Annotated in this window: 25 protein-coding genes; 13 read left to right on the top strand and 12 right to left on the bottom strand. The window is 72.5% G+C overall.

The features are described from left to right. Positions 1–33: 33 nt before the first annotated feature. Entirely contained in the window at positions 34–1,020 is a 987-nt protein-coding gene (locus tag QNO09_RS34195) for an ABC transporter ATP-binding protein (protein ID WP_283974119.1), read from the top strand. Continuing rightward, the gene (locus QNO09_RS34200; protein ID WP_283974120.1) at positions 1,007–1,885 is read left to right on the top strand and encodes an ABC transporter permease; all 879 of its coding nucleotides are present in this window, start codon (positions 1,007–1,009) and stop codon (positions 1,883–1,885) included. The genes QNO09_RS34195 and QNO09_RS34200 overlap by 14 nt, the downstream gene beginning before the upstream one ends. A 20-nt stretch (positions 1,886–1,905) precedes the next feature. Here the strand turns inward: QNO09_RS34200 and QNO09_RS34205 are convergent, their stop codons facing one another. From QNO09_RS34205 to QNO09_RS34215, 3 genes are all read right to left on the bottom strand, one after another. After that, positions 1,906–2,487, bottom strand: coding sequence for a flavodoxin family protein (locus tag QNO09_RS34205; protein WP_283974121.1), 582 nt, complete (start codon positions 2,485–2,487; stop codon positions 1,906–1,908). A 111-nt stretch (positions 2,488–2,598) separates the two neighbouring features. Continuing rightward, positions 2,599–3,780, bottom strand: coding sequence for an amidase (locus tag QNO09_RS34210; RefSeq protein WP_283974151.1), 1,182 nt, complete (start codon positions 3,778–3,780; stop codon positions 2,599–2,601). Positions 3,781–3,848: 68 nt separating this feature from the next. Continuing rightward, a complete protein-coding gene (locus tag QNO09_RS34215) occupies positions 3,849–4,352 on the bottom strand; it encodes a DUF6668 family protein (RefSeq protein WP_283974122.1) in 504 nt (167 codons plus the stop codon). A 159-nt stretch (positions 4,353–4,511) separates the two neighbouring features. On the opposite strand from QNO09_RS34215, the gene QNO09_RS34220 reads away from it, so the two are divergent. After that, positions 4,512–6,209, top strand: coding sequence for a tetratricopeptide repeat protein (locus QNO09_RS34220; RefSeq protein ID WP_283974123.1), 1,698 nt, complete (start codon positions 4,512–4,514; stop codon positions 6,207–6,209). A 16-nt stretch (positions 6,210–6,225) separates the two neighbouring features. Here QNO09_RS34220 and QNO09_RS34225 read toward each other — a convergent pair whose 3' ends face one another. Then, positions 6,226–7,176, bottom strand: coding sequence for a M28 family metallopeptidase (locus QNO09_RS34225; RefSeq protein WP_283974124.1), 951 nt, complete (start codon positions 7,174–7,176; stop codon positions 6,226–6,228). A gap of 152 nt (positions 7,177–7,328) precedes the next feature. Then, positions 7,329–7,802, bottom strand: a complete 474-nt coding sequence (locus QNO09_RS34230; protein ID WP_283974125.1) for a VOC family protein — start codon at positions 7,800–7,802, stop codon at positions 7,329–7,331. Positions 7,803–7,823: 21 nt separating this feature from the next. On the opposite strand from QNO09_RS34230, the gene QNO09_RS34235 reads away from it, so the two are divergent. Further along, positions 7,824–8,447, top strand: coding sequence for a CGNR zinc finger domain-containing protein (locus tag QNO09_RS34235; RefSeq protein ID WP_283974126.1), 624 nt, complete (start codon positions 7,824–7,826; stop codon positions 8,445–8,447). 201 nt (positions 8,448–8,648) lie between these two features. Here the strand turns inward: QNO09_RS34235 and rarD are convergent, their stop codons facing one another. Both rarD and QNO09_RS34245 read right to left on the bottom strand, forming a co-directional pair. Further along, positions 8,649–9,662 carry an EamA family transporter RarD gene (rarD, locus tag QNO09_RS34240; RefSeq protein WP_283974127.1) on the bottom strand — a complete coding sequence of 338 codons (1,014 nt, stop codon included), beginning with the start codon at positions 9,660–9,662 and terminating at the stop codon, positions 8,649–8,651. Between the two features lie 123 nt (positions 9,663–9,785). Further along, positions 9,786–10,640 (bottom strand): SDR family oxidoreductase, encoded by an 855-nt coding sequence (locus QNO09_RS34245; RefSeq protein WP_283974128.1) that lies wholly within the window; start codon positions 10,638–10,640, stop codon positions 9,786–9,788. 91 nt (positions 10,641–10,731) lie between these two features. Here QNO09_RS34245 and QNO09_RS34250 point away from each other — a divergent pair, with 91 nt between their 5' ends. Continuing rightward, entirely contained in the window at positions 10,732–11,121 is a 390-nt protein-coding gene (locus tag QNO09_RS34250) for a winged helix-turn-helix transcriptional regulator (protein ID WP_283974129.1), read from the top strand. A 199-nt stretch (positions 11,122–11,320) separates the two neighbouring features. Here the strand turns inward: QNO09_RS34250 and QNO09_RS34255 are convergent, their stop codons facing one another. From QNO09_RS34255 to QNO09_RS34275, 5 genes are all read right to left on the bottom strand, one after another. Further along, the gene (locus tag QNO09_RS34255; protein ID WP_283974130.1) at positions 11,321–12,436 is read right to left on the bottom strand and encodes a 2-oxoacid:ferredoxin oxidoreductase subunit beta; all 1,116 of its coding nucleotides are present in this window, start codon (positions 12,434–12,436) and stop codon (positions 11,321–11,323) included. After that, positions 12,429–14,357 (bottom strand): 2-oxoacid:acceptor oxidoreductase subunit alpha, encoded by a 1,929-nt coding sequence (locus QNO09_RS34260; protein WP_283974131.1) that lies wholly within the window; start codon positions 14,355–14,357, stop codon positions 12,429–12,431. Before QNO09_RS34260 ends, QNO09_RS34255 begins: the two co-directional genes overlap by 8 nt. 179 nt (positions 14,358–14,536) lie before the next feature. Continuing rightward, positions 14,537–15,196, bottom strand: coding sequence for a LuxR C-terminal-related transcriptional regulator (locus QNO09_RS34265; RefSeq protein ID WP_283974152.1), 660 nt, complete (start codon positions 15,194–15,196; stop codon positions 14,537–14,539). 235 nt (positions 15,197–15,431) lie between these two features. Further along, positions 15,432–16,793, bottom strand: coding sequence for a sensor histidine kinase (locus QNO09_RS34270; RefSeq protein WP_283974132.1), 1,362 nt, complete (start codon positions 16,791–16,793; stop codon positions 15,432–15,434). A 576-nt stretch (positions 16,794–17,369) separates the two neighbouring features. Continuing rightward, positions 17,370–18,599, bottom strand: a complete 1,230-nt coding sequence (locus QNO09_RS34275; protein ID WP_283974133.1) for a sensor histidine kinase — start codon at positions 18,597–18,599, stop codon at positions 17,370–17,372. A 223-nt stretch (positions 18,600–18,822) separates the two neighbouring features. Between QNO09_RS34275 and QNO09_RS34280 the strand changes: the two genes are divergently transcribed. The 8 genes from QNO09_RS34280 to QNO09_RS34315 are packed head-to-tail and all read left to right on the top strand — an operon-like array spanning position 18,823 to position 26,434. Next, positions 18,823–19,230 carry an NADH-quinone oxidoreductase subunit A gene (locus QNO09_RS34280; protein WP_030234112.1) on the top strand — a complete coding sequence of 136 codons (408 nt, stop codon included), beginning with the start codon at positions 18,823–18,825 and terminating at the stop codon, positions 19,228–19,230. After that, positions 19,221–19,859, top strand: a complete 639-nt coding sequence (locus QNO09_RS34285) for an NADH-quinone oxidoreductase subunit B (RefSeq protein WP_283974134.1) — start codon at positions 19,221–19,223, stop codon at positions 19,857–19,859. The genes QNO09_RS34280 and QNO09_RS34285 overlap by 10 nt, the downstream gene beginning before the upstream one ends. Next, the gene (locus QNO09_RS34290; protein ID WP_283974135.1) at positions 19,856–21,658 is read left to right on the top strand and encodes an NADH-quinone oxidoreductase subunit C; all 1,803 of its coding nucleotides are present in this window, start codon (positions 19,856–19,858) and stop codon (positions 21,656–21,658) included. The genes QNO09_RS34285 and QNO09_RS34290 overlap by 4 nt, the downstream gene beginning before the upstream one ends. Beyond that, on the top strand, positions 21,651–22,619 hold the full coding sequence (locus QNO09_RS34295; protein ID WP_283974136.1) for a complex I subunit 1/NuoH family protein: 969 nt from the start codon (positions 21,651–21,653) through the stop codon (positions 22,617–22,619). Before QNO09_RS34290 ends, QNO09_RS34295 begins: the two co-directional genes overlap by 8 nt. Positions 22,620–22,621: 2 nt before the next feature. Beyond that, on the top strand, positions 22,622–23,410 hold the full coding sequence (locus QNO09_RS34300) for a NuoI/complex I 23 kDa subunit family protein (RefSeq protein ID WP_283974137.1): 789 nt from the start codon (positions 22,622–22,624) through the stop codon (positions 23,408–23,410). After that, positions 23,407–24,045 (top strand): NADH-quinone oxidoreductase subunit J family protein, encoded by a 639-nt coding sequence (locus tag QNO09_RS34305; RefSeq protein ID WP_283974138.1) that lies wholly within the window; start codon positions 23,407–23,409, stop codon positions 24,043–24,045. Before QNO09_RS34300 ends, QNO09_RS34305 begins: the two co-directional genes overlap by 4 nt. Beyond that, the gene (gene nuoK, locus QNO09_RS34310; RefSeq protein ID WP_283974139.1) at positions 24,045–24,443 is read left to right on the top strand and encodes an NADH-quinone oxidoreductase subunit NuoK; all 399 of its coding nucleotides are present in this window, start codon (positions 24,045–24,047) and stop codon (positions 24,441–24,443) included. Before QNO09_RS34305 ends, nuoK begins: the two co-directional genes overlap by 1 nt. Further along, the gene (locus QNO09_RS34315) at positions 24,440–26,434 is read left to right on the top strand and encodes an NADH-quinone oxidoreductase subunit 5 family protein (protein ID WP_283974140.1); all 1,995 of its coding nucleotides are present in this window, start codon (positions 24,440–24,442) and stop codon (positions 26,432–26,434) included. Before nuoK ends, QNO09_RS34315 begins: the two co-directional genes overlap by 4 nt. Positions 26,435–26,440 lie beyond the last annotated feature (6 nt).

Below are 26,440 nucleotides of genomic sequence, written 5' to 3' on the forward strand. Positions count from 1 at the left end.
GGCGTACGGGACGTCGAGAGAACGAGGAAGCCGATGGGCGAACCGTCCGCCGCGGAACCGCAGGAGAGCGAGGCGCGGGCCGAGACCGGGGAACCGGTCATCGCCACCCGCGCGCTCACCAAGCGCTACCGCGGCGGACAGCTCGCCGTCGACGGTCTCGACCTGACCGTCCCGGCGGGCAGCGTCTTCGGCTTCCTCGGCCCCAACGGCTCCGGCAAGACCACCACCATCCGCATGCTGATGGGCCTCATCGAGCCCACCTCCGGCACGGCCCGGGTCCTGGGGCAGCCCATGCCCCGCGCCACCCGCGCCGTGCTGCCGCACGTCGGCGCCCTCATCGAGGGACCGGCCCTCTACGGCTTCCTCTCCGGCCGCGACAACCTGACCCGCTACGACAGCGCCGACCCGGCCGCCGATCCGCGCACCCGCTCGGCCCGGGTCGCCTCGGCCCTGGACCGGGTGGGCCTGACGGCCGCCGGGTCCAAGAAGGCCAAGGCGTACTCCCTGGGCATGAAACAGCGCCTGGGCCTCGCCGCCGCGCTGCTCCGGCCGCGCCGGCTGCTCGTCCTCGACGAGCCGACCAACGGCCTCGATCCGCAGGGCATGCGGGAGATCCGCACCCTGATCCGGGAGTTGGCCTCGGACGGCACGACCGTCTTCCTCTCCTCCCACCTCCTCGACGAGATCGAGCAGGTCTGCTCGCACGCGGCCGTGATGGCGCGGGGCCGGCTGATCACGCAGGGGCCGGTCGCCGAACTGTCCGCCGGCGCGCGCCGCCGGCTGCTGGTGACCACGCCGGACCCGGCGGAGGCGGCACGGGTACTGAAGGAACAGGGCGTCGGCGACGTCGTCGTCACCGGCGACCGGGTGACCGGCGAACCACCGCAGCGCGACCTCGCCGAGCTGAACGCCGCGCTGGTGACGGCGGGGGTCCGGGTGCGCGGCTTCACCGTCGAACGGGCCTCGCTGGAGGACGCGTTCGTGGCGCTGACCGGGGAGGGCTTCGATGTCGCGGGCTGAAGTCGTGGAATCCGCACGGCCGGTGAGCCGGCTGTGGACCTTCGGGCTGCTGCGCAACGAGCTCGTCACCACCTTCCGCCGCTGGCGCACGCTCGCGCTGCTGGCCGTGCTGGCGGGTGTGCCGATCCTCGTCGGCATCGCCGTCAGAATCGAGACGGGGGACGGTTCGTCGCCTGGCGGCGGGGGCGGTGGAGGTCCGGCCTTCATCGCGCAGATCACCAACAACGGCCTGTTCCTGGTCTTCACCGGCCTGGCCGCCACGCTCCCGTTCTTCCTGCCGATGGCGGTCGGGGTGGTGGCGGGCGACGCGATCGCCGGTGAGGCCCACTCCGGCACGCTCCGCTATCTGCTGGTCGCCCCGGCCGGCCGCAGCCGTCTGCTGCTGACCAAGTACGCGACGGTCGTCGTCTTCTGCGTGGCCGCCACGCTGGTGGTCGCCGTATCGGCCCTGGCGGTCGGCGCGTTGCTCTTCCCGCTCGGGGACCTGACGACCCTCTCCGGTACGCGGATCGGCTTCGCCGAGGGCCTGGGCAGGGCCCTGCTGATCGCCCTGGCCGTCGCCGCGTCACTGATCGGCGTCGCCGCGCTCGGCCTGTTCGTGTCGACCCTGACGGGCAGCGGCATCGCGGCGATGGCGACGACGGTCGGCCTGCTGATCACGGTCCAGATCCTCGACCAGATCCCGCAACTGCACGCCCTCCAGCCGTACTTGTTCTCCCACTACTGGCTCTCCTTCGCCGACCTCATGCGCGAGCCGGTCTACTGGGACGACCTGGTCAAGAACCTGGGCCTCCAGGCCCTGTACGCGGCGGTGTTCGGGTCGGCGGCGTGGGCACGCTTCACGGCGAAGGACATCACCGCCTAGCTTCGAGCGCCCGCCCCAGGTCACTGCTCGTACAGGAACCGGGCGAGCGGTGCCTCCTGCGTGAAGAAGGTCTTCGCCCGGGTCAGCGCCGCGGTGTCGGTCAGCACGTCACCGGGCTTGCTGCCGTTGCCGAGCAGTACCCCGCCGAAGCGCATCCCCAGGTACGCGGCCGAGTTGTGGAGCGACCCGACGAGCGGGTCGGCGACCACCTCCTGGGTGTGCGCGAGGGCGGTGACGCCCCACAGGGTGCGTCCGGCCAGGGTCGCCTTGAAGTCGAGGCCCGGCGTGCGCAGCCAGCCCGACCAGTGGTCCAGGTAGCGCTTGGTCTGCGCGGAGACCGAGTACCAGTACAGCGGCGAGACGATCACGATGTCCGTCGCCGCGAGCGTGGCGTCGAGCAGCCGGGCCACGTTGCCCTCGGTCGGCCGGACGTGGTCGCTGTCGTGGCGCAGGTCCTCGAAGTCCGGCAGGGGGAGTTCGGTGAGGTCGATCCACTCCTGCTCGACCTCCGGGGGCAGTTGTTCGGCGGCCCGGCGGGCCAGCAGCTCGGAGTTGCCCTCGGCGCGAGCGCTGCCCAGGACGAAAAGGAAACGGCGGGTCATGGGTGCCCCTCTGGAAACTCGGCGTACGTCAATTACACGCGTGTGCATCATATGCGTACGCAAGTAAATGTGCCAAGGGTGGCCGCCAGGGGTGTCCGCCGGGGCCGTCGGTCAGCCCGCCTCGCGCGCCTCCGCCTCGCGCGCCTCCGCCTCGCGCGCCTCCGCCTCGCGCGCCTCCGCCTCGCGCGCCACCGCCAGCAGAAGCGCCTCCCGCCCGTGCCGGGCCACCAGCTGAAGCCCGGCCGGGCAGCCGTCGTCGCCGACCCCCGCGGGCAGACTCAGCGCAGGGTGCCCACTGAGATTGAACGCCCAGGTCAGAGCAGTGGAGTAACGGTCCCCGGGGCCCTCGTGGCCGTGCGGGGCGGTGGGTGCCGTCGGTGTCAGCAGCAGATCGGCACCGGCGAACAGGTCCGCGAGCCGCCGGTCGTTCACCGCCCGGACACGGTGGGCCCCGGCCGGGTCGGCACCGGGTGTGCGCAGGGCGAGCCAGGCCGGCCCGGGATCCGCGAGCCGCACCGGCGTGCGCGGCCGTACCAGCCGTAGCACCCCTGCCACCACGAGCCGTTCCACCGCCGCCCGGGCGAGCGCGACGGGCTCCGGGTCGGGCCCCGCGAAACCGAGGTCCGGGGACCAGACGGCGGTGACGGGAAGAGGCACCGGGGCCGGCACCGGCTCCCGGGCTTCCGTGCGCCACCACAGCTCCGCGTCCCGCGCCGAGCGGGCGAGCACCCCGCGGACCGTGAGCCCCGTGCGATCGCCCGACGGCAGCCGTCCCCGCGTCGTCTTCAGCCCCACCACCCCGCACCACGCCGCCGGGATACGCACCGACCCGGCCCCGTCGCCACCCGTCGCCAGCGGCACCAGCCCGGCCGCCACCGCCGCCGCGGCCCCGGCCGACGAACCGCCCGGCGTACGGTCGGCCCGCCACGGGTTGACGGTCCGGCCCCCGGCTCCGAGCCCCCACGTCTGCCAGGGCGTGCCCGGCCCGGGCACGGACGTCGCCCCCACGGCCACACACCCGGCGGCGAGCAGCGCGTCCGCCGCGCGCAGCCCGTGCCGCCCCTTGACGGCGATCGGCACACCGGCGAGCGGCAGGGACGGGTCCGCACCCCGCCGGTCGAGTCGGGTGTCCACCTCACCCGCCCGCCGCAACGCCTCCTCGCCCCACACCTCGACGAACGCGCACAGGTCCGGATCGGCCCGCTCGATCCGCTCCAGCGCCGCCGCGACGACGTTCGCCGCTCGCAGCGCCCGGGCGCGCACACCCGCCGCGATCTCCCCGGCCGACAGCAGCCGGTCCGACAGCAGCCGGTCCGACAGCAGCCGGTCCGACAGGGGCCGGTCCGGCAGGGGCACGGCCGTCAGCGCGCCGCTCCCGTCAGGCGGGCCAGGTCCGCCGTCTCGCGCGGCGGGTGGCCCGTCTCGCCGAGCCGCCAGGACGGCACCCACGGCACGCGATACACGTCGATGACCGACTCCAGGGACCTGACCCGCTGGGCGAGCGGGCGCGGCAGCCGGCCCGGGGCGTCCGCCACGAGGACGACGGCGTCCAGGTCGAGACCCGGCGGAGCCTGACCGCGCCGGAAGAGCTCCACCGCCCCGGCGACCGTGTCCAGCCCGGCCGCGTGCGTCCGGGCGACCAGCAGCACCGACGGGGGATCACCGGGCCCGGGCCAGGACCGGCCGCTGTCATGACCGCCGTAGACCGCCACGAGGGTGGAGACACCCGCGCCGCCGTGCGTGCCGACCCAGGAGAAGCGCCGCCCCGCGGCATGGGCGGGCGCGGGCTCCGGCGGCCCCGGCTCCGGCGTGGTCACCGGGCCCCGCAGCCAGATCTCCGGTCCCTGTCGCGTGCCTGTGCGCATGCCCCTCTCCTCCCTCGTGCGCCCGGCCCTCACGCCCCCGGAACGCCCCGTGCCGTTGCCCGCGGCCCTTGGGACGAGCCTGTGACACCGCGGTGACGTGAGAAACGGGGGCGAGCGGACACACTCGACAGTAGGTGTACGACGCCCAGTGAGGGGACGATGTCGCGACTCAGCCGCGAGAAGAAGCGGGAACAGAAGCAGGCCGCACGCGCGGCGACCCCGGCGGCGCCGATCGACGTCCATGTCCCCCGGGCCGGGACGGACGCGGGAGGGGCAGCCGGTGGGGTCTCCGACGGCGCCTCCGTCGGAGGGGTGCCGGTCTTCGCGGCTCCTGGTGAGGAGATCCAACGGGCCGTCCTGAACCGCCTGCACCACATCGCCCTCGCCACCGGCCACCCCGTCCTCGCCACGATCCACGACGAGCGCATCGGCTACGTCGTCCCGCTCCAGGTCGACCCGGACGGCTCCAGCCGCTTCACGGCCGAGCCGGTCGCCACGCCCCCACCAGCGCCCCGGCACGCCGGGGGCAACGAGGCCGCCCTCACGCCGCCGGAACCGCGGCCCGCCCGAGACAACGGCACCCTTGCGCCGCCGCAGCCGCCACACGCCCCGGGCGGGACGGCGACCCCCTTCGAGCCGCAACAGGTCCCCGACCGGACCGCGATCCCGGCCGAGCCGCAACACGCCCCGGGCGGGACCGCGATCCCGTCCGAGCCGCAGGATGCCCGGAGTGGTAGCGCCGGGTTCCCGCCCGAGTCGCGGCCTGTCCGAGACGACGGCGTCCTTGCGCCGCCGCCGCATGTTTCGGGCGGGACTGCGACCCCACCGGAGCCGCCGCACGCCCCCGGCTGGACCGCGACCCCACCGGAGCCGCCGCACGCCCCCGGCTGGACCGCGTCCCCGCCCGAGCCGCAGCACACTCGGAGTGGCAGTGCCGCGACCCCACCCGGGCCGCCGCACGCCCCGTCCGCCCCGAGTAACAGCGCCACGCATGTGCTGCGCCCCGCGCACGAGTCCGGCCGGGACTCGGCCCCCACGTTCCGGCTCCGGGCGGTGCCCGAGCCGCAGCCGGCCGATGAACCCGTACCGACGTTCGAGCTGCGAGCCGTGCCGGGGTCGGCGGAGCCCGTGCCGGACGACGCGCCGCCGGCCCCGGGCACGGCGACGCCACCCGGCACCGTCGCGCCGCCCACCGGCGCGTTCGGCCCGCCCCCGCCCATGGACGCCAGGCCGCTCCCCCTCCCGGAGGCCCGCCCGGCTCCGCGACGTGTACCGGTCCCCGAAGAGGCCCTGATCGCCGCCGACCCCGACCTCAAGCCCACGCCCCCGCGCGGTTTCGACGCCGTGGCGGAGGCCGTGCTCGGGGACGAACCCCTCACCGCCCCGGGCGATCCCGCCGCGCCCGCGCTCCTCGCGGAGCCCGTCGCGCGGATCAACGAGGCCGTGAAGGAGGGCCGGATCGACACGGCCGCCGGGCTGGCTGAGCAGACCGTGTCGCAGGCGTCGGGGACGCTGGGGCCGGAGCACCCCGAGGTGCTCCGGCTGCGCGAACTCACCGCGTACATCGCCTACCTGGCGGGCGACCCGGTCCGCGCCTGCCGGCTGTCGCTCGACCTGGCCGGTGCCCGCCGCCGGGCCGGCGACGCGGAGGCCGCCTACGGCAACGTGGAGAGCGCGGCCACCGCCTGGCGCGCGGTGCGCGACCCGGCGCAAGGGCTGGAGCTGGGGCGCGACCTGATCGGTCTGTGGACGGAGCTCGCCGCCGAGGGCGGTCCGGCCGCCGAGGAGGTCGAGCAACTGGAGTCGGCCCGCGCCCGCATGGGCCGTCTCACCGAACGCGCCGCCCGCAACCCGTAGGCGCCGCCCCGAGGGGCTACTCCGACAGCTCCCACACCGCGTACGCGAGGGCGTCGCTGTTGCGGTTCAGGGCGGTGTCGTTGATGTTGGCGGTGGTGTCGCAGGAGGAGTGGTAGCAGCGGTCGAAGGCCTGCCCCGCCGTGCCGCCCCACTTGGCCGCCTGTGCCGCCGTCATCGTCCGGCTCGCCCCCGTGAACAGGCCGCCCACCGGCACGCCCGCGCTCTTGAACGGCGCGTGGTCGGAGCGGCCGTCGCCCTCGGTCTCGATCTCGGTCGGGACGCCGATGCCGCCGAAGTAGTCCTTGAAGGTCTTCTCGATCGCGGGGTCGTCGTCGTAGACGAAGTAGCCGGGGTTCGGCGAACCGATCATGTCGAAGTTGAGGTAGGCGCTGATCCTGGAACGGTCGCCGGTCGCCAGCCGGTTGACGTAGTAGCGCGAGCCGATCAGGCCGAGTTCCTCCGCGCCCCACCAGGCGAACCGCAGATGCTTGGCGGGCTTGTACTGCGCCCGCGACACGGCCAGGGCGGTCTCCAGGACGGCGGCCGAGCCGGAGGCGTTGTCGTTGATGCCGGGCCCCGAGGAGACGCTGTCGAGGTGCGAGCCGGCCATGACGACCTGGTTCGCGTCGCCGCCCGGCCAGTCGGCGATCAGGTTGTAGCCGGTGCGGCCGGAGGCGGTGAACTGCTGGACCGTGGTGGTGTATCCGGCCGCGTCCAGCCTGGCCTTCATGTAGTCGAGCGAGGCCTTGTAGCCGGCCCGGCCGTGCGCCCGGTTGCCGCCGTTGGCGGTGGCTATGGACTGCAGCTGGGACAGGTGGGCCTTGACGTTCGCCACGGGTATGTCCGGCGCGACGGCCGCTCTGGAGGGAGCGGAGGACGCGGCGTCGGCCACGGCACCGCCGGTCAGGAGCATGGCTGTTGCCATGCCGCCGGCCGCGACGGCGCGCGCGGAAACGGAGAGCTTCATGTGGGGGCTCCGGATTCCGTCGGGAAGCCCGTGGGGTGTCCACGGGCCGCCCACAGTGAATGGGGTGCCTGGATGGTGAAGCTGGTACTGACTCTCCGTCAAGGTGCCTATTCGGCCAGGGCGTTACGGAGTACGGGCCTCCGGTGCCCCGGTCACTGCACGCAGAACTCGTTCCCCTCCGGGTCCGCCATCACGACCCATGCACCGCCCTGCTCCTTCACCCGCCGCAGCGTGCTCGCCCCGAGCTCCTCCAGCCGTGCGACCTCCTCCTCGCGCCGCCCCTCGCCCGGGTGCAGATCGAGGTGCAGCCGGTTCTTGGCCGTCTTCGCCTCCGGCACTCGCTGGAACAGCAGCCGCCGCCCCAGCCCGGTCCCGCTCTCCTCGTCGAACGGGTCCTCGGGGTGCCGTACGGCGATCAGGTCCCGGAAGGCGCGGCGGCCGTGGAAGTCGACCGTGGCCTCCTCCGGCAGGGCGCCGAAGCCGAGCAGCTTCCCGATCAGGGCGCTGTTGTCCTCGACCTCGTAGCGGAGGGCGGCCGCCCAGAAGTCGGCCTGCGCGTGCGGGTCATCGGCGTCGATGACGAGTTTCCAGTGCACGGGAGCGGGGGACGGCGGTGTCTGCGTCATGTAACCACTTATACTGGTTAGGTGAGTGGACGCGCAGGGGAAACGCCGGAACGACCGCCCGGTCTGACGCTGGTCTCGCACGAGGGCAAGCCCTACCGCTTCGACCCGGGCACCCTGTGCATGGAGCTGACGGCGACGGGCGGCCCCGGGGCCTTCGCCCGCTGGGAGGTGCTGCACGAGCCCTCCGACCTGGTCACCTGGGCCGCGCGCAGCCGACTGCCGGACGGGCTCGACCTCACCGTCTGCGCCGCGGAACTGGAGCGGGTGCGCGCCCTGCGCGACGCCGTGTTCCTGCTCGCCGCCGGTCGCGCCCACGGCCACCCCCTGGAGCCGGCCCACCTGGACGTCGTCAACGCCGCCGCTGCCGGGCCCCCGCTCATCGCTCGCGTCGAGCCCGGCGGCATCCGCTCCTGGGCGCCCGGCGCCACCGGCGCCCAACTGCTCTCCACCGTCGCCCGCGACGCGATCGACCTGTTCACCGGGCCGTTCGCCGACCGGATCCGCGAGTGCGGCGCCCACGACTGCCACCTGCTCTTCGTCGACACCTCCCGCCCGGGCCGCCGCCGTTGGTGCGCGATGGAGCACTGCGGGAACCGCGAGAAGGTCCGGGCACACCGCGCCCGCCACGCCCCTACGAAGCCGTAGCCTGCGCGGCCTGCGCGGCCTGCGCGGCGCGGGAGTCGTACGCGGTCCGGGCCGCCGCGATCTCCTCCCGGTGCTCCACGGGCAGCTGACGATCGCGGCGACGGACGGGGACGCGGGGTCGGAGCAGGGCCCGGCCGGCGGGCTGCCGGCCACCGCCACCCAGTTCGGTTCGGCGATCGGCGGCTCGGCGGTGACCGCGCTCTACGGCTTGGCGTCCACCGGATCCGGCCCCGAGGCCACGCTGTCGGCCTTCCGCGCGGCGCTGACCGTGCCGGTCGCCCTGGTGGCGCCGGGCGCGCTGATCTCGTCGGTGAGGGTGCGCGAGGCCCGGCGGGCGGCGCGCAGGGCGTCCCAGGTGAGCAGCGTCAACGCCAGCCACACCAGCGTGAACCCGGCCCAGCGCTCCGGCGGCATCTCCTCGTGGAAGTAGAGGATGCCGAGCAGGAACTGGAGGACGGGCGTCGAGTACTGCAGCAGGCCGATGGTGGACAGGGGCACGCGGATGGCGGCCGCGCCGAAGCAGACCAGGGGGAGTGCGGTGACGATGCCGGCCGAGGCGAGCAGGGCCGCGTGCCCCGCACCCTCGGCGGCGAAGGTGGAGTCGCCCCGCGCGGTCAGCCACGCCAGGAAGCCCAGGGCGGGCAGGAACTGGATCGCGGTCTCCGCGGCCAGCGACTCGATGCCGCCGAGGCCCACCTTCTTCTTCACCAGCCCGTACGTGGCGAAGGAGAACGCGAGGCAGAGGGAGATCCACGGGGGTCGGCCGTAGCCGATGGTCAGTACGACGACGGCGGCGCATCCGGTGCCGACCGCCGCCCACTGCACCGGCCGCAGCCGCTCCTTCAGCAGAAGCACGCCGATCGCGATGGTGACCAGCGGGTTGATGAAGTACCCGAGCGAGGCCTCGACCACGTGCCCGGAGTTCACGGACCAGATGTACAGGCCCCAGTTGACGGTGATGACCGCCGCGGCGACCGTGATCAGCGCCAGTTTGCGCGGCTGCCGCAGCAGCTCACCGGCCCAGACCCAGCGGCGCAGCACGAGCAGGGCGGCGCCCACGAAGACCAGCGACCACACCATCCGGTGGGCCAGGATCTCCACCGCGCCGGCCGGCTTGAGCAGGGGCCAGAACAGGGGGACGAGCCCCCACATCCCGTAGGCCGCGAAGCCGTTCAGCAGTCCTATGTGCCGCTCACCCCTCGGCTTGCCGGTCACGGGCCCCTCCTTCGCGCCTGGCGTGTGTCCGCGTCCCCGACGGTAACGCCGAGCGCCCCCGGCTGTCATGCCCGTATCGGCATACGGTCATGACATCCCGGGGGTGAGGGAGTGGGGCGGGTGTCAGCTCTTGAGGGCGGCCGTGATCGCCTCGGAGAGCGGGGTGGTCGGGCGGCCGGTCAGACGGGACAGGTCACCGGTGGACACGACCAGCTCGCCCTTCTCGATGGCGGCGTCGACACCCGCGAGGATCTGCGCGAACGGCTCGGGCAGGCCCGCGCCGGTCAGGATGCCGACGAGGGCTTCGGGGGAGACGGCGTGGTAGGCGATCTCCCTGCCGGTCTGCCGGCTCAGCTCGGCCGCGTACTCGGCGAAGCTCCACGCGGTGTCGCCGCCCAGCTCGTACGTCTTGTTCTCGTGTCCCTCGCCGGTCAGTACCGCGACGGCGGCAGCGGCGTAGTCGGCGCGGGCGGCGGAGGAGACCTTGCCCTCGCCGGCGGCGGCGACGACCGCGTTGTGCTCCAGCACCGGGGCGAGGTTCTCGGTGTAGTTCTCGTGGTACCAGCCGTTGCGCAGCAGCGCGTAGGGCACACCGGAGTCCAGCAGGAGCTCCTCGGTGCCGCGGTGGTCGTCGGCGAGCGCGGCGGTCAGGCTGCTGGGGGCGCTCGTGTAGGCGAGCAGGGCGACACCGGCGGCCTTGGCGGCGTCGATGACCACCCGGTGCTGCTGCACGCGGCCCTTGTCGAACTCGTTGCCGGAGATCAGCAGCACCTTGTCGCCGGCGGCGAAGAGGCCGTCGAAGGAGGCGGGGGTGTTGTAGTCGGCGACCGCGATCCGCACACCGCGGGCCGCGAGGTCGGCGGCCTTCTCCGCGGTGCGGACGACCGCGGTGATCTGCTCGGCGGGGACCTTCTCCAGCAACTGCTCCACGACGTGACGGCCGAGGTGTCCGGTGGCTCCGGTGACGACGATGCTCATGGTGGGGACTCTCCTTGTGGGGTGCGTTGACACTAACCCTAGGAGATGCGCTAACTATGGGAAAGTACCCACTTTGAAGTAAGGTACTGGCATGACGGTAAGTAGGAGTGTGAGCGACCTCCAGGCGATGTGCCCCCACCGGCTGGTCCTGGAGCACGTGACCAGCCGCTGGGGCGTGCTCGTGCTGATCGAGCTCCTGGAGCGCACCTACCGCTTCAGCGAGCTGCGCCGCGCGGTCGGCGCCGGGGGCAGGGTCGTCAGCGAGAAGATGCTCACCCAGACCCTTCAGACCCTGGAGCGCGACGGCCTCGTCCACCGCGACGCCAAGGCCGTCATCCCCCCGCGCGTCGACTACTCCCTCACCGACCTGGGCCGCGAGGCCGCCGAGCAGGTCCGGGGCCTCGCGGCGTGGACGCACCAGCGCATGGACGAGGTGGAGAAGGCCCGCCGGGCGTACGACGAGGCCCGGGCCGCGTCTTAGGGGTCCTTTCACTATGCCCGTCCGGGGCGCGTGGTCTGGCACCGCACCTCGCCGCGTTGCCGAAAGACCCTCGTAGCGGAGCTACTAGGGTCTTCCGGCGCCTTGCGATGCACGGCACCGGACCACGCGACCTGATCGGACGCTCATAGTGAAAGGACCCCTTAGACGGCCCGGGCCCCGAGGGTGCCTTTCGGCGGCGTCAGCCGACGACCGTCCAGGTGTCGCCGCCCGTCAGCAGTGCGGCCAGGTCGCCCTTGCCGTGCTGCTCGATCGCCGTGTCGAGCTGGTCGGCCATCTGCGTGTCGTAGACGGGCCGGTCGACCGAGCGCAGGACACCGATCGGGGTGTGGTGCAGGGTGTCCGGGTCGGCGAGACGGGAGAGCGCGAACGCCGTCGTCGGGGACGGGGAGTGCGCGTCGTGGACGAGTACCCGGTCCTCGTTGTCCGGCGTCACGGCGACCACCTTCAGATCACCGGTGAGCGGGTCGCGCACGACGCCTTTGGCCAGTCCCCCACTCTCGGCTTCGCTCGAGCGGGAGGTGCCCCCAGCGCCGAAGCGGATCGGCTTTCCGTGCTCCAGGCGGATCACGGCCTCCTCGGCCTGCTGCTTGTCCTTCAGCGCGTCGAAGGCGCCGTCGTTGAAGATGTTGCAGTTCTGGTAGATCTCGATCAGGGCGGTGCCCTGGTGGGCGGCGGCCTGGCGCAGCACCTCGGTCAGGTGCTTGCGGTCGGAGTCCACCGTCCGTGCCACGAACGACGCCTCGGCGCCGATGGCCAGCGACACCGGGTTGAAGGGCGCGTCCAGCGACCCCATCGGCGTCGACTTGGTGATCTTCCCGACTTCGGAGGTCGGGGAGTACTGGCCCTTGGTCAGACCGTAGATCCGGTTGTTGAACAGCAGGATCTTGAGGTTGACGTTGCGGCGCAGCGCGTGGATCAGGTGGTTGCCGCCGATGGACAGCGCGTCGCCGTCACCGGTGACCACCCACACCGACAGATCGCGGCGGGAGCTGGCCAGCCCTGTGGCGATGGCCGGGGCGCGGCCGTGGATGGAGTGCATACCGTAGGTGTTCATGTAGTACGGGAACCGCGAGGAGCAGCCGATGCCCGAGACGAAGACGATGTTCTCCTTCGCCAGCCCCAGCTCGGGCATGAAGCCCTGCACCGCCGCCAGGATGGCGTAGTCACCGCAACCCGGGCACCAGCGCACCTCCTGATCCGACTTGAAGTCCTTCATCGACTGCTTGCCCTCGGCCTTGGGGACCAGGGACAGCGCCTCGACGGTGCCCGTGCCGTGCGTGGACGTCTCAGCCATCGATGGCCTCCTTCAGAGCCGCGGCGAGCTGCTCCGCCTTGAACGGCATGCCGTTGACCTGGTTGTACGAGTGGGCATCGACCAGGTACTTCGCCCGGATGAGCGTGGCGAGCTGCCCGAGGTTCATCTCGGGGATCACCACCTTGTCGTAACGCTCCAGTACGGAGCCCAAGTTCCGCGGGAAGGGGTTGAGGTGGCGCAGGTGCGCCTGCGCGACGGACTCCCCGGCCCGGCGCAGCCGCCGCACCGCCGCGGTGATCGGCCCGTACGTCGAGCCCCAGCCGAGCACGAGGGTGCGGGCGCCGTCCGGGTCGTCGACCTCGATGTCGGGGACGTCGATGCCGTCGATCTTGGCCTGGCGGGTGCGGACCATGAAGTCGTGGTTGGCCGGGTCGTAGGAGATGTTCCCGGTGCCGTCCTGCTTCTCGATGCCGCCGATACGGTGCTCCAGACCCGGCGTGCCCGGAATCGCCCACGGGCGGGCCAGGGTGTGCGGGTCGCGCTTGTAGGGCCAGAACACCTCGCTGCCGTCGTCGAGCGTGTGGTTGGGGCCCTGCGCGAACCGCACGCGCAGGTCGGGCAGTTCTTCGAGGTCCGGGATGCGCCAGGGCTCGGAGCCGTTGGCCAGATACCCGTCGGACAGCAGGAACACCGGCGTGCGGTACGTCAGCGCGATCCGCGCCGCCTCCAGCGCGGCGTCGAAGCAGTCCGCCGGGGTGCGCGGGGCGACCACCGGGACCGGAGCCTCGCCGTTGCGCCCGAACATCGCCTGCAGCAGATCCGCCTGCTCGGTCTTGGTCGGCAGACCCGTCGACGGCCCGCCGCGCTGGATGTCCACGATCAGCAGCGGCAGCTCCAGGGAGACCGCCAGGCCGATGGTCTCCGACTTCAGCGCCACCCCCGGCCCGGACGTCGTCGTCACCGCCAGCGAACCACCGAACGCCGCGCCCAGCGCCGCGCCGATCCCGGCGATCTCGTCCTCCGCCTGGAACGTGCGCACGCCGAAGTTCTTGTGCCGGCTCAGCTCGTGCAGGATGTCCGACGCCGGAGTGATCGGGTACGACCCCAGATACAACGGCAGATCCGCCTGCCGCGAGGCCGCGATCAGCCCGTAGGACAGGGCGAGGTTGCCGGAGATGTTGCGGTACACACCCGGCGGGAACGCCGTCGCCGCCGGCGCGACCTCATAGGAGACAGCGAAGTCCTCCGTCGTCTCACCGAAGTTCCAGCCCGCCCGGAACGCGGCGATGTTCGCCGCCGCGATGTCAGGCTTCTTGGCGAACTTCGCCTTCAGGAACTTCTCCGTGCCCTCGGTGGGCCGGTGGTACATCCAGCTCAGCAGACCCAGCGCGAACATGTTCTTGCTGCGCTCGGCCTCCTTGCGGGTGAGGTCGAACTCCTTCAGCGCCTCGACCGTGAGCGTGGTCAGCGGCACCGGGTGCAGGTGGTAGCCGTCCAGCGACCCGTCCTCCAGCGGGGACGTGGCGTAGCCGACCTTCTGCATCGCCCGCTTGGTGAACTCGTCCGTGTTGACGATCACCTCCGCGCCACGCGGCAGGTCGCCGATGTTCGCCTTCAGCGCGGCCGGGTTCATCGCCACCAGCACGTTCGGCGCATCCCCCGGGGTGAGGATGTCGTGGTCGGCGAAATGCAACTGGAACGACGACACACCCGGCAGGGTCCCGGCGGGCGCCCTGATCTCGGCCGGGAAGTTCGGCAGGGTCGACAGGTCGTTCCCGAACGACGCGGTCTCCGAGGTGAAACGGTCACCGGTGAGCTGCATACCGTCACCCGAGTCCCCCGCGAACCTGATGATCACCCGGTCCAGGCGACGGACATCCTTCGCGCCCGCCGCTTTGCGCTGCTCTCCTACGACTGCTCCGTCGGCCTGCTCCGCTGGGCTACTGACCTGGCTGGTCACTGAACTGGACCTCCCTAGAGGCGGCTGTCCGGGAGAGGCCATGCCGCAGGCCTTCCCAGGATCAACCCTACGACCGCAACGGCCGCCTTCTTGGGGTCATTCGCATCTTGGACACGACTTTGAGATGATCACGCGACCGGACTTGTCCGTATTTTCCACACGCCTCACATCGAGGTGCGTCAGGAGTTGAGGTACGTCAGCACCGCCAGCACCCTGCGGTGGTCACCCTCGCTCGGGGACAGCCCCAGCTTCAGGAAGATGTTGCTGACGTGCTTCTCGACCGCCCCGTCGCTCACCACGAGCTGCCGCGCGATCGCCGAGTTCGTCCGCCCCTCGGCCATCAGCCCCAGCACCTCACGTTCCCTCGGGGTGAGCCCCGCGAGCACGTCCTGCTTACGGCTGCGGCCCAGCAACTGCGCCACCACCTCCGGGTCGAGCGCCGTACCGCCCTCCGCCACCCGCACCACGGCGTCCACGAACTCCCGCACCTCGGCGACCCGGTCCTTCAGCAGATACCCGACACCCCGGCTGGACCCCGCCAGCAGCTCCGTGGCGTAACGCTCCTCCACGTACTGCGACAGCACCAGCACCCCGAGCCCCGGGTGGGCCTTGCGCAGCTGCACCGCCGCCCGCACTCCCTCATCCGTGTGCGTCGGCGGCATCCGCACATCCGCCACGACCACGTCCGGCAGCTCGCCCTGCGCGTCCAGCTCGGTGATGGTCTTGATCAGAGCCTCACCGTCACCCACGCCGGCGACGACGTCGTGCCCCCGGTCGGTCAGCAACCGGGTCAGGCCCTCCCTGAGCAGCACTGAATCCTCGGCGATGACCACCCGCACCCTGTCCTCCACGATGTTCGGCCCCCCACAGCCCGATGCCGCCCGTCCGCGGCCCACAACGGCTCCGCGCCCACCCGTGCGACGGGTCCAGCATTTCAGGGTCGGGGGGTGTATGGGGACGGGACCGGCTTCTTGACCGGCCGAACTGGCCGAACGGGCGGTGAGGAAAGCTCCGGGGCCAGAGGTGAAGACCTCTGGCCCCGTCACGGATCACGGGGCCGGGCCCCCGCGGCGATCAGCGCACGTGCGCCCCCCGCCACGGCAACTCCGCGGTCACCCGGGTCGGACCGCCCGCCGGCGAGTCCACCACCAGGACCCCGTCCACCGCGTCGAGCCGTTCCGCCAGCCCCGCGAGTCCCGACCCCTGCGCCGTACCGGCCCCGCCCACGCCGTTGTCCACGACCTGCAGCATCAGCCGGTTCTCCGTCCGCCACACCTCGACGCCCGCCCAGGTGGCCCGGGCGTGCTTGCTGACGTTCTGGAGCAGCTCCGACACCGTGAAGTACGCGATCCCCTCGATCGCCGGCGCCGGCCGTTCCGCCAGGTCGACCTCGACCCGCACGGGCACCGTGCAGCGCGAGGCGACCGACGACAGGGCCGCGTCCAGCCCCCGGTCGGTCAGGACCGCCGGATGGATCCCCCGGGCGAGGTCCCGCAGTTCCTGGAGGGCCGTCTTCACCTCTCCGTGTGCCTCGTCCACCATCCGCGCGGCCGTCTCCGGGTCCTCGTGCAGTTTCTCCTTCGCCAGCCCCAGATCCATCGCCAGCGCCACCAGCCGGGCCTGCGCCCCGTCGTGCAGATCCCGCTCGATGCGCCGCAGGTCGGCCGCCGCCGTGTCCACCACGACCCCCCGGTCCGACTCCAGCTCCACCACCCGCGAGACCAGCCGCGACGGCCCGAGCAGCCCGTGCACCAGCAGCCGGTCCACCATCGTCAGCGCCCGCACGATCCAGGGCGTGGCGATCGTGAACAGCAGCCCCACCAGCGCGGTCACCGTGATCTCGAAGGGGTTGTCCAGGTAGATCCGGTACGCCTCGTCGCCGTACAACTGGACGCCGTCCTGCCCGGCGTACATCGGGAACACCCAGAACCACAGCGGATACGTCAGCAGCGCCCACCCCAGCACCCAGACGTTCACGGCGACGACGAACGAGAACACCGCCCAGGGCAGCTGAAGCACCGCGTACAGCAGCGCCCGCCACGAGGCGCCGCTCTTGAGGACGGCGCCCATCCACGCCAGTGCCCCCGCCTTCCTCACCCGCAGCGGCTCCGGCTCGGCCACCTCCAGACCCAACAGCGCCCGTGCCCGCGTCCGCTCCATCGCGCCGAAGCCGCGGCATCCGGCGAGAGCCGCCGCCAGCACCGGGATGCCCAGGAACGTGACCAGCAGGCCCGCCCCCAGGGACACCATCGTGACCGCGTAGGTGAACAGCAGGATGCTGATCGGCAGGCTGAGCAGCACATGGGCGAGCTCGCGCCAGGTGCGGCCCTCGACCGGCGCCCGCAGCGCGGCGGGCAGCCGGTGCCGCCGTTCGGTGCTCCCGGGGAACCCGGACCCGCTGTCGAGCCCGTATCCCTGTCCGTACTCCGTGGCCATCGGCGTCGTCCTTCTCCTCGTCCTGCGGCTGTGCTCCCGTATCTCCACCCTGCTCCGCCGCAGGTCGCCGGACCATGGAGTCCGTCGGCGTGTGTGGTGGGGGGTTTTCCCTACCTGTGGACCTGTGGACCTGTGGACCTGTGGACCTGTGGACCTGTGGACCTGTGGACCTGTGGACCTGTGGACCTGTGGACCTGTGGACCTGTGGACCTATGGACCTGTGGACCTATGGCCCGGTGGGATCCGGCCCACCGGTGGGCGGCCTGCGGGGCTGCGGGCCGGTGGGGTGCGGCCGGGCTGGGCCGCGGTTCGGTGGGGCGCGGCCGGGCAGGGCCGCAGTTCGGTGGTGTACGGCCGGCTGGGCCGCGGCCCACCGGTGTACGGCCGGCTGCGCCACGGCCCGGTGGAGTGCGACCGGCTGGGCCGCGGTTCGCTGGGCTGGAACTCGGTGGACCGCGTCCTGGGGGACCGCGGCCGGCCGATCACCGGCCCGGCCGATCACCGGCCCGGCCGATCACCGGCCCGGGGGACCACCGGCCCGGTGGGCCACGGCGTGCAGGGCCCCGGTCCGGAGGTTCAACGTGCGCCGGGGGCGACGGTGGTGGCGGCGTCGTCGCGCTCGCGCCACGGCAGCTCCGCGGTGATCGTCGTCGGGCCGCCGGGAGGCGACTCCAGGACGAACAGCCCGTCGACGGCGTTCAGCCGGTCCGCCAGGCCCTTCATCCCCGTACCGCCGTCGAGGTTCGCGCCCCCGCCCCCGTCGTCCCACACCTGTATGAGGAGCCGGGTGTCCGTCCGCCACACATCCACCGAGGCCGACCTCGCCCCGCTGTGCTTGCTGACGTTCTGCAGCAGCTCCGAGACGGTGAAGTAGGCGATGCCCTCGATGGCCGCGGCCGGCCGCTCCGGCAGATCGACCGTCACCTTCACCGGAACCGTGCAGCGCGAGGCGACCGAAGACAGGGCCGCGTCCAGCCCGCGGTCGGTGAGGACCGCCGGATGGATACCGCGCGCCAGATCCCGCAGCTCCTGGAGCGCGAGCTTCACCTCGCCGTGCGCCTCCTCGACCATCGCCGCCGCCGCGTCGGGATCCTCCAGCACCTTCTCCTTGGCCAGGCCGAGACCCATGGCCAGGTTGACCAGCCGGGCCTGCGCCCCGTCGTGCAGATCCCGTTCGATGCGCCGCAGGTCGGCCGCCGCCGTGTCCACCACGACCCCCCGGTCCGACTCCAGCTCGGCGATCCGCCGCTCCAGCTCGTCGGAGGGCGACAGCAGCGCGCGCACCATGGCCCGGTCGGCGTTGGTCAACCCGCGGGCGATGAACGGCAGCACCGGCCACAGCACGGACAGCGAGGTCAGCGTGACGGTGAAGGTGAGGACGCCCCACGGCAACCGGATGAACTCGTACAGGACCGTGCGCCAGCCCACCGGGTCCTTCAGCTGCATCCACAGCCGCTGGAAGAACCCGCCCTCGCCGCGCAGCCGCAGCCGGCTCGGCTCGTCCACCCGCACTCCGAGCAGCGCCCTGGCCCGCGCCCGCTCCAGCCTGCCCAACTGCCGCGCGCCCATGAGTCCGGCGGCGAGCAGCGGGAACCCGATCACCGTGACGGTCAGTCCGAAACCGGTGAACAGCACCGTCACGACGTAGGTGAATCCGAGCAGCGCGACCGGAAGGTTGGCCAGCAGGTGCGCGATCTCTTTCCAGGTGTGCCGTTCGTAGGCGAGCCGTGCGGGCGGCGGACGGTCGTCCGGCCCGGCGTCCTGCCGGGTCGCCGTCGTGCCCGGGGACGGGATGCGTTGGGTCATATGCGTTAGCGTGCCCGGCGGCGGGCGGCCGCGCCATGAGGTGGACCGCCGGGATCAACTGAGGAAAACCCCACCCCCGCATGCCGGGTCGTGACGGGCTGCTTACCCTGCCCTTATCAGGGCCTAGACTCCCGTGCGTACAGATCGTCGAACGGCGGCATCCGAGTGAGCCGCAGCATCGTCGCAGGATCCAGGTCCGAGTTGCAGGGAGCGAGGGACGGACGTGCCGGAACCGACCGTCGTCACCACGACCGTCGTCGCGGCGGACTACTTCCAGTCCTATTCGGTCGTCGGACTGCTCGCCGTCGTCGGTGTGCTGTTCGTGGCCGTCGCCTTCGGGGCCGGCCGCCTGCTGCGGCCCGTGGTCCCCACCCCCGAGAAGCTCCTGACGTACGAGTGCGGCGTCGACCCCGTGGGCGAGGGCTGGGCCCACACCCAGGTCCGCTACTACGTGTACGCCTTCCTCTATGTGATCTTCGCCGTCGACTCGATCTTCCTGTTTCCCTGGGCGACCGTCTTCGCCGCCCCCGGCTACGGCGCCGCGACCCTGGTCGAGATGTTCATCTTCCTCGGCTTCCTGGCCGTGGGCCTGCTCTACGCATACAAGAAGGGCGTCCTGGCATGGACGTGAACCCCTCGGTGTCCGAGCCCGTTCCGCTGCCCGAACCCAAGCGGCTGGGCGCCCTCGCGCGCCTCGCGCCCGAGCCGATGAAGGTGATCCTCAACTGGGGCCGCCGCTACTCGCTCTGGGTCTTCAACTTCGGCCTCGCCTGCTGCGCGATCGAGTTCATCGCCGCGTCGATGGCCCGCCACGACTTCATCCGGCTCGGCGTCATCCCGTTCGCCCCGGGCCCGCGCCAGGCCGACCTGATGGTGGTGTCCGGCACGGTCACGGACAAGATGGCACCGGCGATCAAGCGCCTCTACGAGCAGATGCCGGAACCGAAGTACGTCATCTCCTTCGGCGCGTGCAGCAACTGCGGCGGCCCCTACTGGGACTCGTACTCCGTCACCAAGGGCGTCGACCAGATCATCCCCGTCGACGTCTACGTCCCCGGCTGCCCGCCCCGGCCCGAGGCGCTGCTCCAGGGCATCCTCAAGCTCCAGGAGAAGATCGCCCGCGAGTCGCTGGGGGAGCGGTACGGCACCGCCCGTCCGTCGGCGGCGGCGCTGCAGAGCGGCTTGGTGCAGCCGCCCGCCCCCGCCCCCGCCCCCGCCCCCGCCCCGGGCTCCGACTCGACGCCGGGGGAGGGACGATGACCGCCGTCGGCTGGCTGCCCGCCGACGCCGAGGAACTCTTCGGCCCCGACGCCACCGCCGAGGAGTCCTACGAGGTCCTGACGGTCGACGTACCGCCGGCTGCCTGGATCGCCGCCCTGCGGACCGCCCGCGACGGGCTCGGCTGCACCTACTTCGACTGGCTGAGCGCGGTCGACGAACCGGGCACGGGCTTCCGCGTCACGGCCCACGTCGCGGCGCTCTCTCCCGTACGACGTCTCCTCCTGCGTACGACCGTCCCGCACGAGGCCCCCACCCTGCCCTCGGCGGTCGACGTCTACGCGGGTGCCGCCTGGCACGAGCGCGAGACGCACGAGATGTTCGGCATCACCTTCGAAGGCCACCCGGGGCTGGACCATCTGCTCCTGCCCGAGAACTTCGAGGGTCACCCCCTGCGGAAGGACTTCGTCCTGGCCGCCCGCGTCGCCAAGGCCTGGCCCGGCGCGAAGGAGCCGGGCGAGTCGGAACACGGCGGCCCCAAGCGCCGCCAGATGCTCCCGCCCGGCGTCCCCGACCCCAACGAGTGGGGCCCCCTCAAAGGCCAACTCCCTCCGGCCCCCGCCCGACCGGCCCGGGGCGCGGGACGCGCGGCAGGCGAACGCCCCGCCCGAGCCGCGGCACGTCCGGCGGGAGAACGCCCGGCGCGCCGGACCCGCTCGGCCTCGGAGGGCTCCGCGAGCCAGACGGGTGCCGCGGAGACCCCGACCCCGGCTTCTTCTCCACGGCGGACGCGTACGGCGGCGGAGGGCTCGGCGAGCCAGTCCGCGTCGGGTGACGCGGCTGCTCCGACTTCGGCGGATCAGTCCGCGGTGGGGGAGTCGGCTGCTCGGGGTGCGGGCCGGTCCACGCCGGGGGAGGCCCAGGCCCCGACCCCGATCCCGACCCATCAGCCCACGCCGGGGGAGCCGGCTCGGGGCGCGGCGGATCAGCCCACGCCGCAGGTTCCGGGTGGGGCGGGCCAGCCCACGTCCGGCGGGCCGGCCGCTCCTGCTCCGGCCCGACCGAGGCGCAACCGTTCGGCATCGGAGGGTTCGGCGAGTCAGCAGCCGACCGGTCCCGCAACCGCGACTCCTGGCCCCGAGTCCGTGACTTCTCACCCCGACCCCGCGACACCTGGCTCCGACCCCGCGACACCTGGCTCCGACTCCGCGACACCTGGCTCCGACTCCGCGACACCTGGCTCCGACTCCGCGACACCTGGCTCCGACTCCGCGACACCTGGCTCCGGCTCCGCGACACCTGGCTCCGGCTCCGCGACACCTGGCTCCGGCTCCGCGACTCCTGGCTCCGGCTCCGCGACTCCCGGCTCCGGCTCCGAGACTCCCGGTCCGGAGGGCGGGGGGAGCCGACGGGGCGCGCCCGGCCGCGGTGACAGCCGGCCGGGCAGGGCTTCGAACGCCCCACGCAGCTCGGACGCCCCCTGGCACCACGCCCGTCCGACCTTCGACGAACCGGCCCCCGAACCCTCGCCGGAGGCGGGGCAGTTGCCGTCCCCGGAGCAGTCGGGCGGGTCGCAGACGTCCGAGCCCACGGACGACGACACCCAGCCCACCGGCAACCCCGGCAACCCAAACAGCCCCGATAGCCCAGATAACCCCAGGGATCCCGATAACCCCGGGCACCCCGACAACCCCGGGGACCCTGGGGACCCCGAGGACCCCGGGCACCCCGATAACCCCGGGCACCCCGACAACCCCGGGCACCCCGATATCCCCGGGCACCCCGATAACCCCGGGCACCCCGATAACCCCGAGGACCCGCAGGAGGCTCGCAGTGAATGACGTGCTCGACGTCGCCCTGCGACTCCTGGTCGTCTTCGTCGTCTTCCTCACCTTCCCCCTGGTCATCGGCCAGACCGAACACAAGGTGATGGCCCACATGCAGGGCCGTCTCGGCCCCATGTACGCCGGCGGCTTCCACGGCTGGGCCCAGCTCGTCGCCGACGGGGTGAAGTTCGCGCAGAAGGAGGACGTCGTCCCCGCGGGCGCCGACCGCCGCATCTTCCAACTGGCCCCGGCCGTCGCCCTCCTGCCGTATCTCCTCGTCCTGCTCGCCATCCCCATCGGCCCGGGTGAGGGAGCCGTCGGCCAGGTCATCGACGCGGGTGTCTTCTTCGTCCTGGCCGTCATGGGCGTCGGCGTCCTCGGCTCGCTCATGGCCGGCTGGGCCTCCGCGAACAAGTTCTCCCTGCTCGGCGGCCTGCGCACCGCCGCCCAGCTCCTCGCCTACGAACTGCCGATGCTTCTGACCGCCGCCTCGGTGGCGATGGCGGCCGGCACCGTCTCCCTCCCCGGCATCCTCGACGCCTTCGAGTGGTGGTGGCTGCCGTGGCAGATCGTCGGCGCGATCGTCTTCTTCGTGGCCGGCCTCGCCGAACTCCAGCGCCCGCCCTTCGACATGCCCGTCGCCGACTCGGAGATCATCTTCGGCGCCTACACCGAGTACACCGGCCTGCGTTTCGCCCTCTTCCTCCTCGCCGAGTACGCCGGAATCGTCGTCCTGTGCGGCCTGACCACCGTCCTCTTCCTGGGCGGCTGGCACGGCCCGTGGGGCGCCGACGGCCTCGGCTGGGTCTGGACCCTGCTGAAGGCCGCCGTCCTCGCCTTCCTCGTGATCTGGCTGCGCGTCACCTACCCCCGTCTGCGCGAGGACCAGCTCCAGAAACTCGCCTGGACCCTCCTCGTCCCCCTCGCCCTCGCCCAGATCGCCCTCACCGGCATCGTCAAGGTGGTGATCCAGTAACCATGGCCCCCCTTCCCGGCAGTGGCCTCGCCAAGGGCCTGGCCGTCACCCTCCGCACGATGACGAAGAAGTCCGTCACCGCGCAGTACCCGGACGCCCAGCCCGACCTCCCGCCTCGCAGCCGCGGTGTGATCGGCCTGTTCGAGGAGAACTGCACGGTCTGCATGCTGTGCGCGCGCGAGTGCCCGGACTGGTGCATCTACATCGACTCCCACAAGGAGACGGTCCCGGCCGCGACCCCGGGCGGCCGCGACCGCAGCCGCAACGTCCTCGACCGGTTCGCCATCGACTTCTCCCTGTGCATGTACTGCGGTATCTGCATCGAGGTCTGTCCTTTCGACGCCCTGTTCTGGTCGCCGGAGTTCGAGTACGCCGAGACCGACATCCGCGACCTCACCCATGAGCGCGACAAGCTCCGCGAGTGGATGTGGACCGTCCCGGCCCCGCCCGCCCTCGACCCCGGCGCGGAGGAACCGAAGGAACTCGCCACGGCCCGCAAGACCGCCGAGAAGCTGGCCGCCCAGCAGGCCCCGCCGGTCACCGAACCGCACGCCGACGAGCAGGCCCGCGCCGCCGAGCAGCCCACCCGCCCCCAGGGCGACTCCAAGCAGCAGACCGACCAGCCGAAGAACCCTGGCCCACCCGGGCCGGGTCAGCCGAAGCCGGGACCGCTCGAGCCGGGTCAGCCCGATCTGGGACAGTCCAGGCCGGGTCAGTCCGAGCCGGATCAGGCCGAGCCGGGTCAGCCCGGATCGGGCCAGCCGAAGCCGGGGCAGGAGGGCCAGGAATGACCTTCGCCGCGACCGCAGCTCTCCTCGCGACGGGCCGGACCACCGAGGTCGCCGCCGAAACCCACGGTTTCCTCTCCCCGACCGGCGTCGAGATCGCCTTCCTCCTCGTCGGCCTGGTCACCTTGGGCGCCGCGCTCGTCACCGTCACCACCCGGCAGCTGGTGCACGCCGCCCTGTGGCTGGTGGTCGCCCTCGGCGGCCTGGCCGTCGAGTACCTCCTGCTCACCGCCGAGTTCATCGCCTGGGTGCAGGTCCTCATCTACGTCGGTTCCGTCGTCGTCCTCCTCCTGTTCGGCCTGATGCTCACCCGGGCCCCCATCGGCCGCTCCCCGGACGCCGACTCGGGCAACCGCTGGGCCGCCCTCACCGTGGCCGTCGCCGCGGCCGCCGCCCTGGTCTGGGTCGTCGTCGACGCCTTCCGCACGACCTGGATCGACCTGGATGGCCCCGCCGCCGGCTCCACCGAGGTGACCGGCGCGAGCCTCTTCCAGAACTGGGTCCTCCCCTTCGAGGCCCTCTCCGTCCTCCTCCTCGCCGCCCTGGTCGGCGCGATCGTCCTGTCCCGCAAGGCGAAGGCCGACGCCACCACCCCCAGCGGCACGGACACCCGGCGTGACACGGAAGGGGCCCGCTGATGCACCTCGCCTATCCCGCCGTGCTGTCCGCCCTCCTCTTCTGCACGGGCCTGTACGGAGTCCTCGCCCGCCGCAACGCGATCCTGGTCCTGATGTCGGTCGAGCTGATGCTCAACGCCGTCAACCTCAACCTGGTCGCCTTCGACGTCTGGCTGAGCAAGACCGCCGAGGACACCCTGCACTCCGGCCAGGCCCTGACCCTGTTCACCATCGCCATCGCCGCCGCCGAGATCGGCATCGGCCTGGCGATCGTCCTCGCCGTCCACCGCAACCGCGGCACCGCGGACATCGACAGGCTCCGCGACACCGCCGAACGGCACGACCCCGACGACCCCGACCACGACGCCCGCACGGCCGGGAAGCCCGACGAGGCCCAGAAGGCTGAGGCCACCGCGTGACCACGACCACCCTCGCCGTCCTCGTCCCCCTCCTTCCGTTCCTCGGCGCCGCCGCCGGCCTGCTCCTCGGCCGCACGGCACCCGGCTTCGTCCGCCCGCTCGCCGTCCTGCCGACGCTCACCTCCCTGGTCCTCGCCGCGCTGGTCGCCGTACGCCAGGGCGGCGACGCGGCCGTCGACTCGGCCACGGAACTCACCCCCACCGGCTCGGTCCCGATCGAGCTGGCCCTGCACATCGACGGCTTCGCCGCCCTCGTCGCCGTCCTGGTCGGCCTGGTCGCCTCCTGCGTGCAGATCTACTCGACCGGCTACCTGCGCGACGATCCGCGCTACCCCTCCTACGCCGCCCTGGTTTCCCTGTTCACCTCCGCGATGCTCCTGGTCGTCTACTCGGGTGACCTGATGGTGCTGCTGGTCGGCTGGGAAGTCATGGGCATCTGCTCCTACTTCCTCGTCGGGCACTACTGGGAGACCCCGGAGGCCCGGGCCGCCTCCCTCAAGGCCTTCCTGGTCACCAAGCTCGGCGACGTCCCCTTCCTCATCGGTCTGTTCGCCCTGGCCACCGACGCCGGCTCGTTCCGCATCACCCGGATCCTCGGCACCGTCGCGAACGGCGGACTCGACCATCCGACGCTGATCGCCCTGCTGCTCCTCGCGGGTGTGGCGGGCAAGTCGGCGCAGTTCCCGCTGCACACCTGGCTGCCCGACGCGATGGCGGGCCCGACCCCCGTCTCCGCGCTGATCCACGCCGCGACCATGGTCGCCGCCGGCGTCTACTTCATCGCCCGTCTCCTCCCGGTCTTCGAGGCCTCCCAGGCCGCGATGGTCGTCCTCGCCGTCATGGCCGCCGTCACGATGACCGGCTCGGCGCTCGCCGCGCTCGCCCAGGACGACATCAAGCGCGTCCTCGCCTACTCGACGATCGGCCAGCTCGGCTACATGACGGGCGCCCTCGCCGTCGGCGACCGTGGTGCCGCCGTCTTCCACCTCCTGTCCCACGGCGCCTTCAAGGCGCTGCTGTTCCTCGCCGCAGGCGTGATCATCCACGCCGCCGGCACCAACTCGCTCGCCGCCCTGTCCCGCATGCGGAACCTGCGCGACCGCGTCCCCGACGCCTACTGGACGATGACCGTGGCGCTCCTCGCCCTCGCCGCGATCCCGCCGTTCAGCGGCTTCTTCTCCAAGGAGGCCGTCCTCGGCGTCGCCGAGCACGTCGTCACCGGACACACCGAGCACGCCCCCGCCGTCGCGGGCTGGATCGTCCTCGTCGCCGGTCTGCTCACGGCCGTGCTCACCGCCGCCTACGCGATGCGCCTGTGGCTGCTGGCCTTCCGGGGCCGGGGCACCGAGGCCCCCGACCACGGCAGGCAGCCGCTGACGATGACCGTCGTGCTGTGGGTGCTGGCCGTCCCGTCCCTGGCCCTCGGCGGGTTCACCTTCCGCCTGCTGCCCGACTGGTTCGACGGCCGCGACCTCGGCCCGACCCTGACCACCTCCGTGCTCAGCACGGGCGTGGCCCTGGTCGGCGGCATCGTCACCTACGCCGCCTGGCGGCACACCACCGCGCTCACCGCCCGCGTCCCGCTCGGCGCCGTCGCGGCCCACCCCGAGGGCGACGCCGCGCAGGTCGAGGCGGAAGCCATCGCCACACACGAGCCGGCCTACGGGGACATCGCCTACGCGCCGGACCCCGCCGACCCGGGACGGCTGCTGCTCGGGCCCCTGCACCGGCACGCCGCCGCCGGCTTCCACCTGGACGCCGTGTACTCGGCCCTCTTCGTCCGCCCGGTCCAGGCCGGAGCGAGCCTCGTCCGGTTCCTCGATCGCGAGGTCGTCGAGACCTACGTGCGCGGTGCGGGTGCGCTGCCGCGCTGGCTCGGCACCGCCGTACGGCACGCCCAGACCGGCAACGTCCAGACCTATGTGAGCGCGCTGCTCGCCGGCACCGTCGTCCTCGCGGTCGCCGTCGTCCTCGTCGCCACGGGAGCGTGAGCAGGC

It is taken from the genome of Streptomyces sp. 378, from assembly GCF_030124145.1.
Lineage (GTDB): Bacteria > Actinomycetota > Actinomycetes > Streptomycetales > Streptomycetaceae > Streptomyces.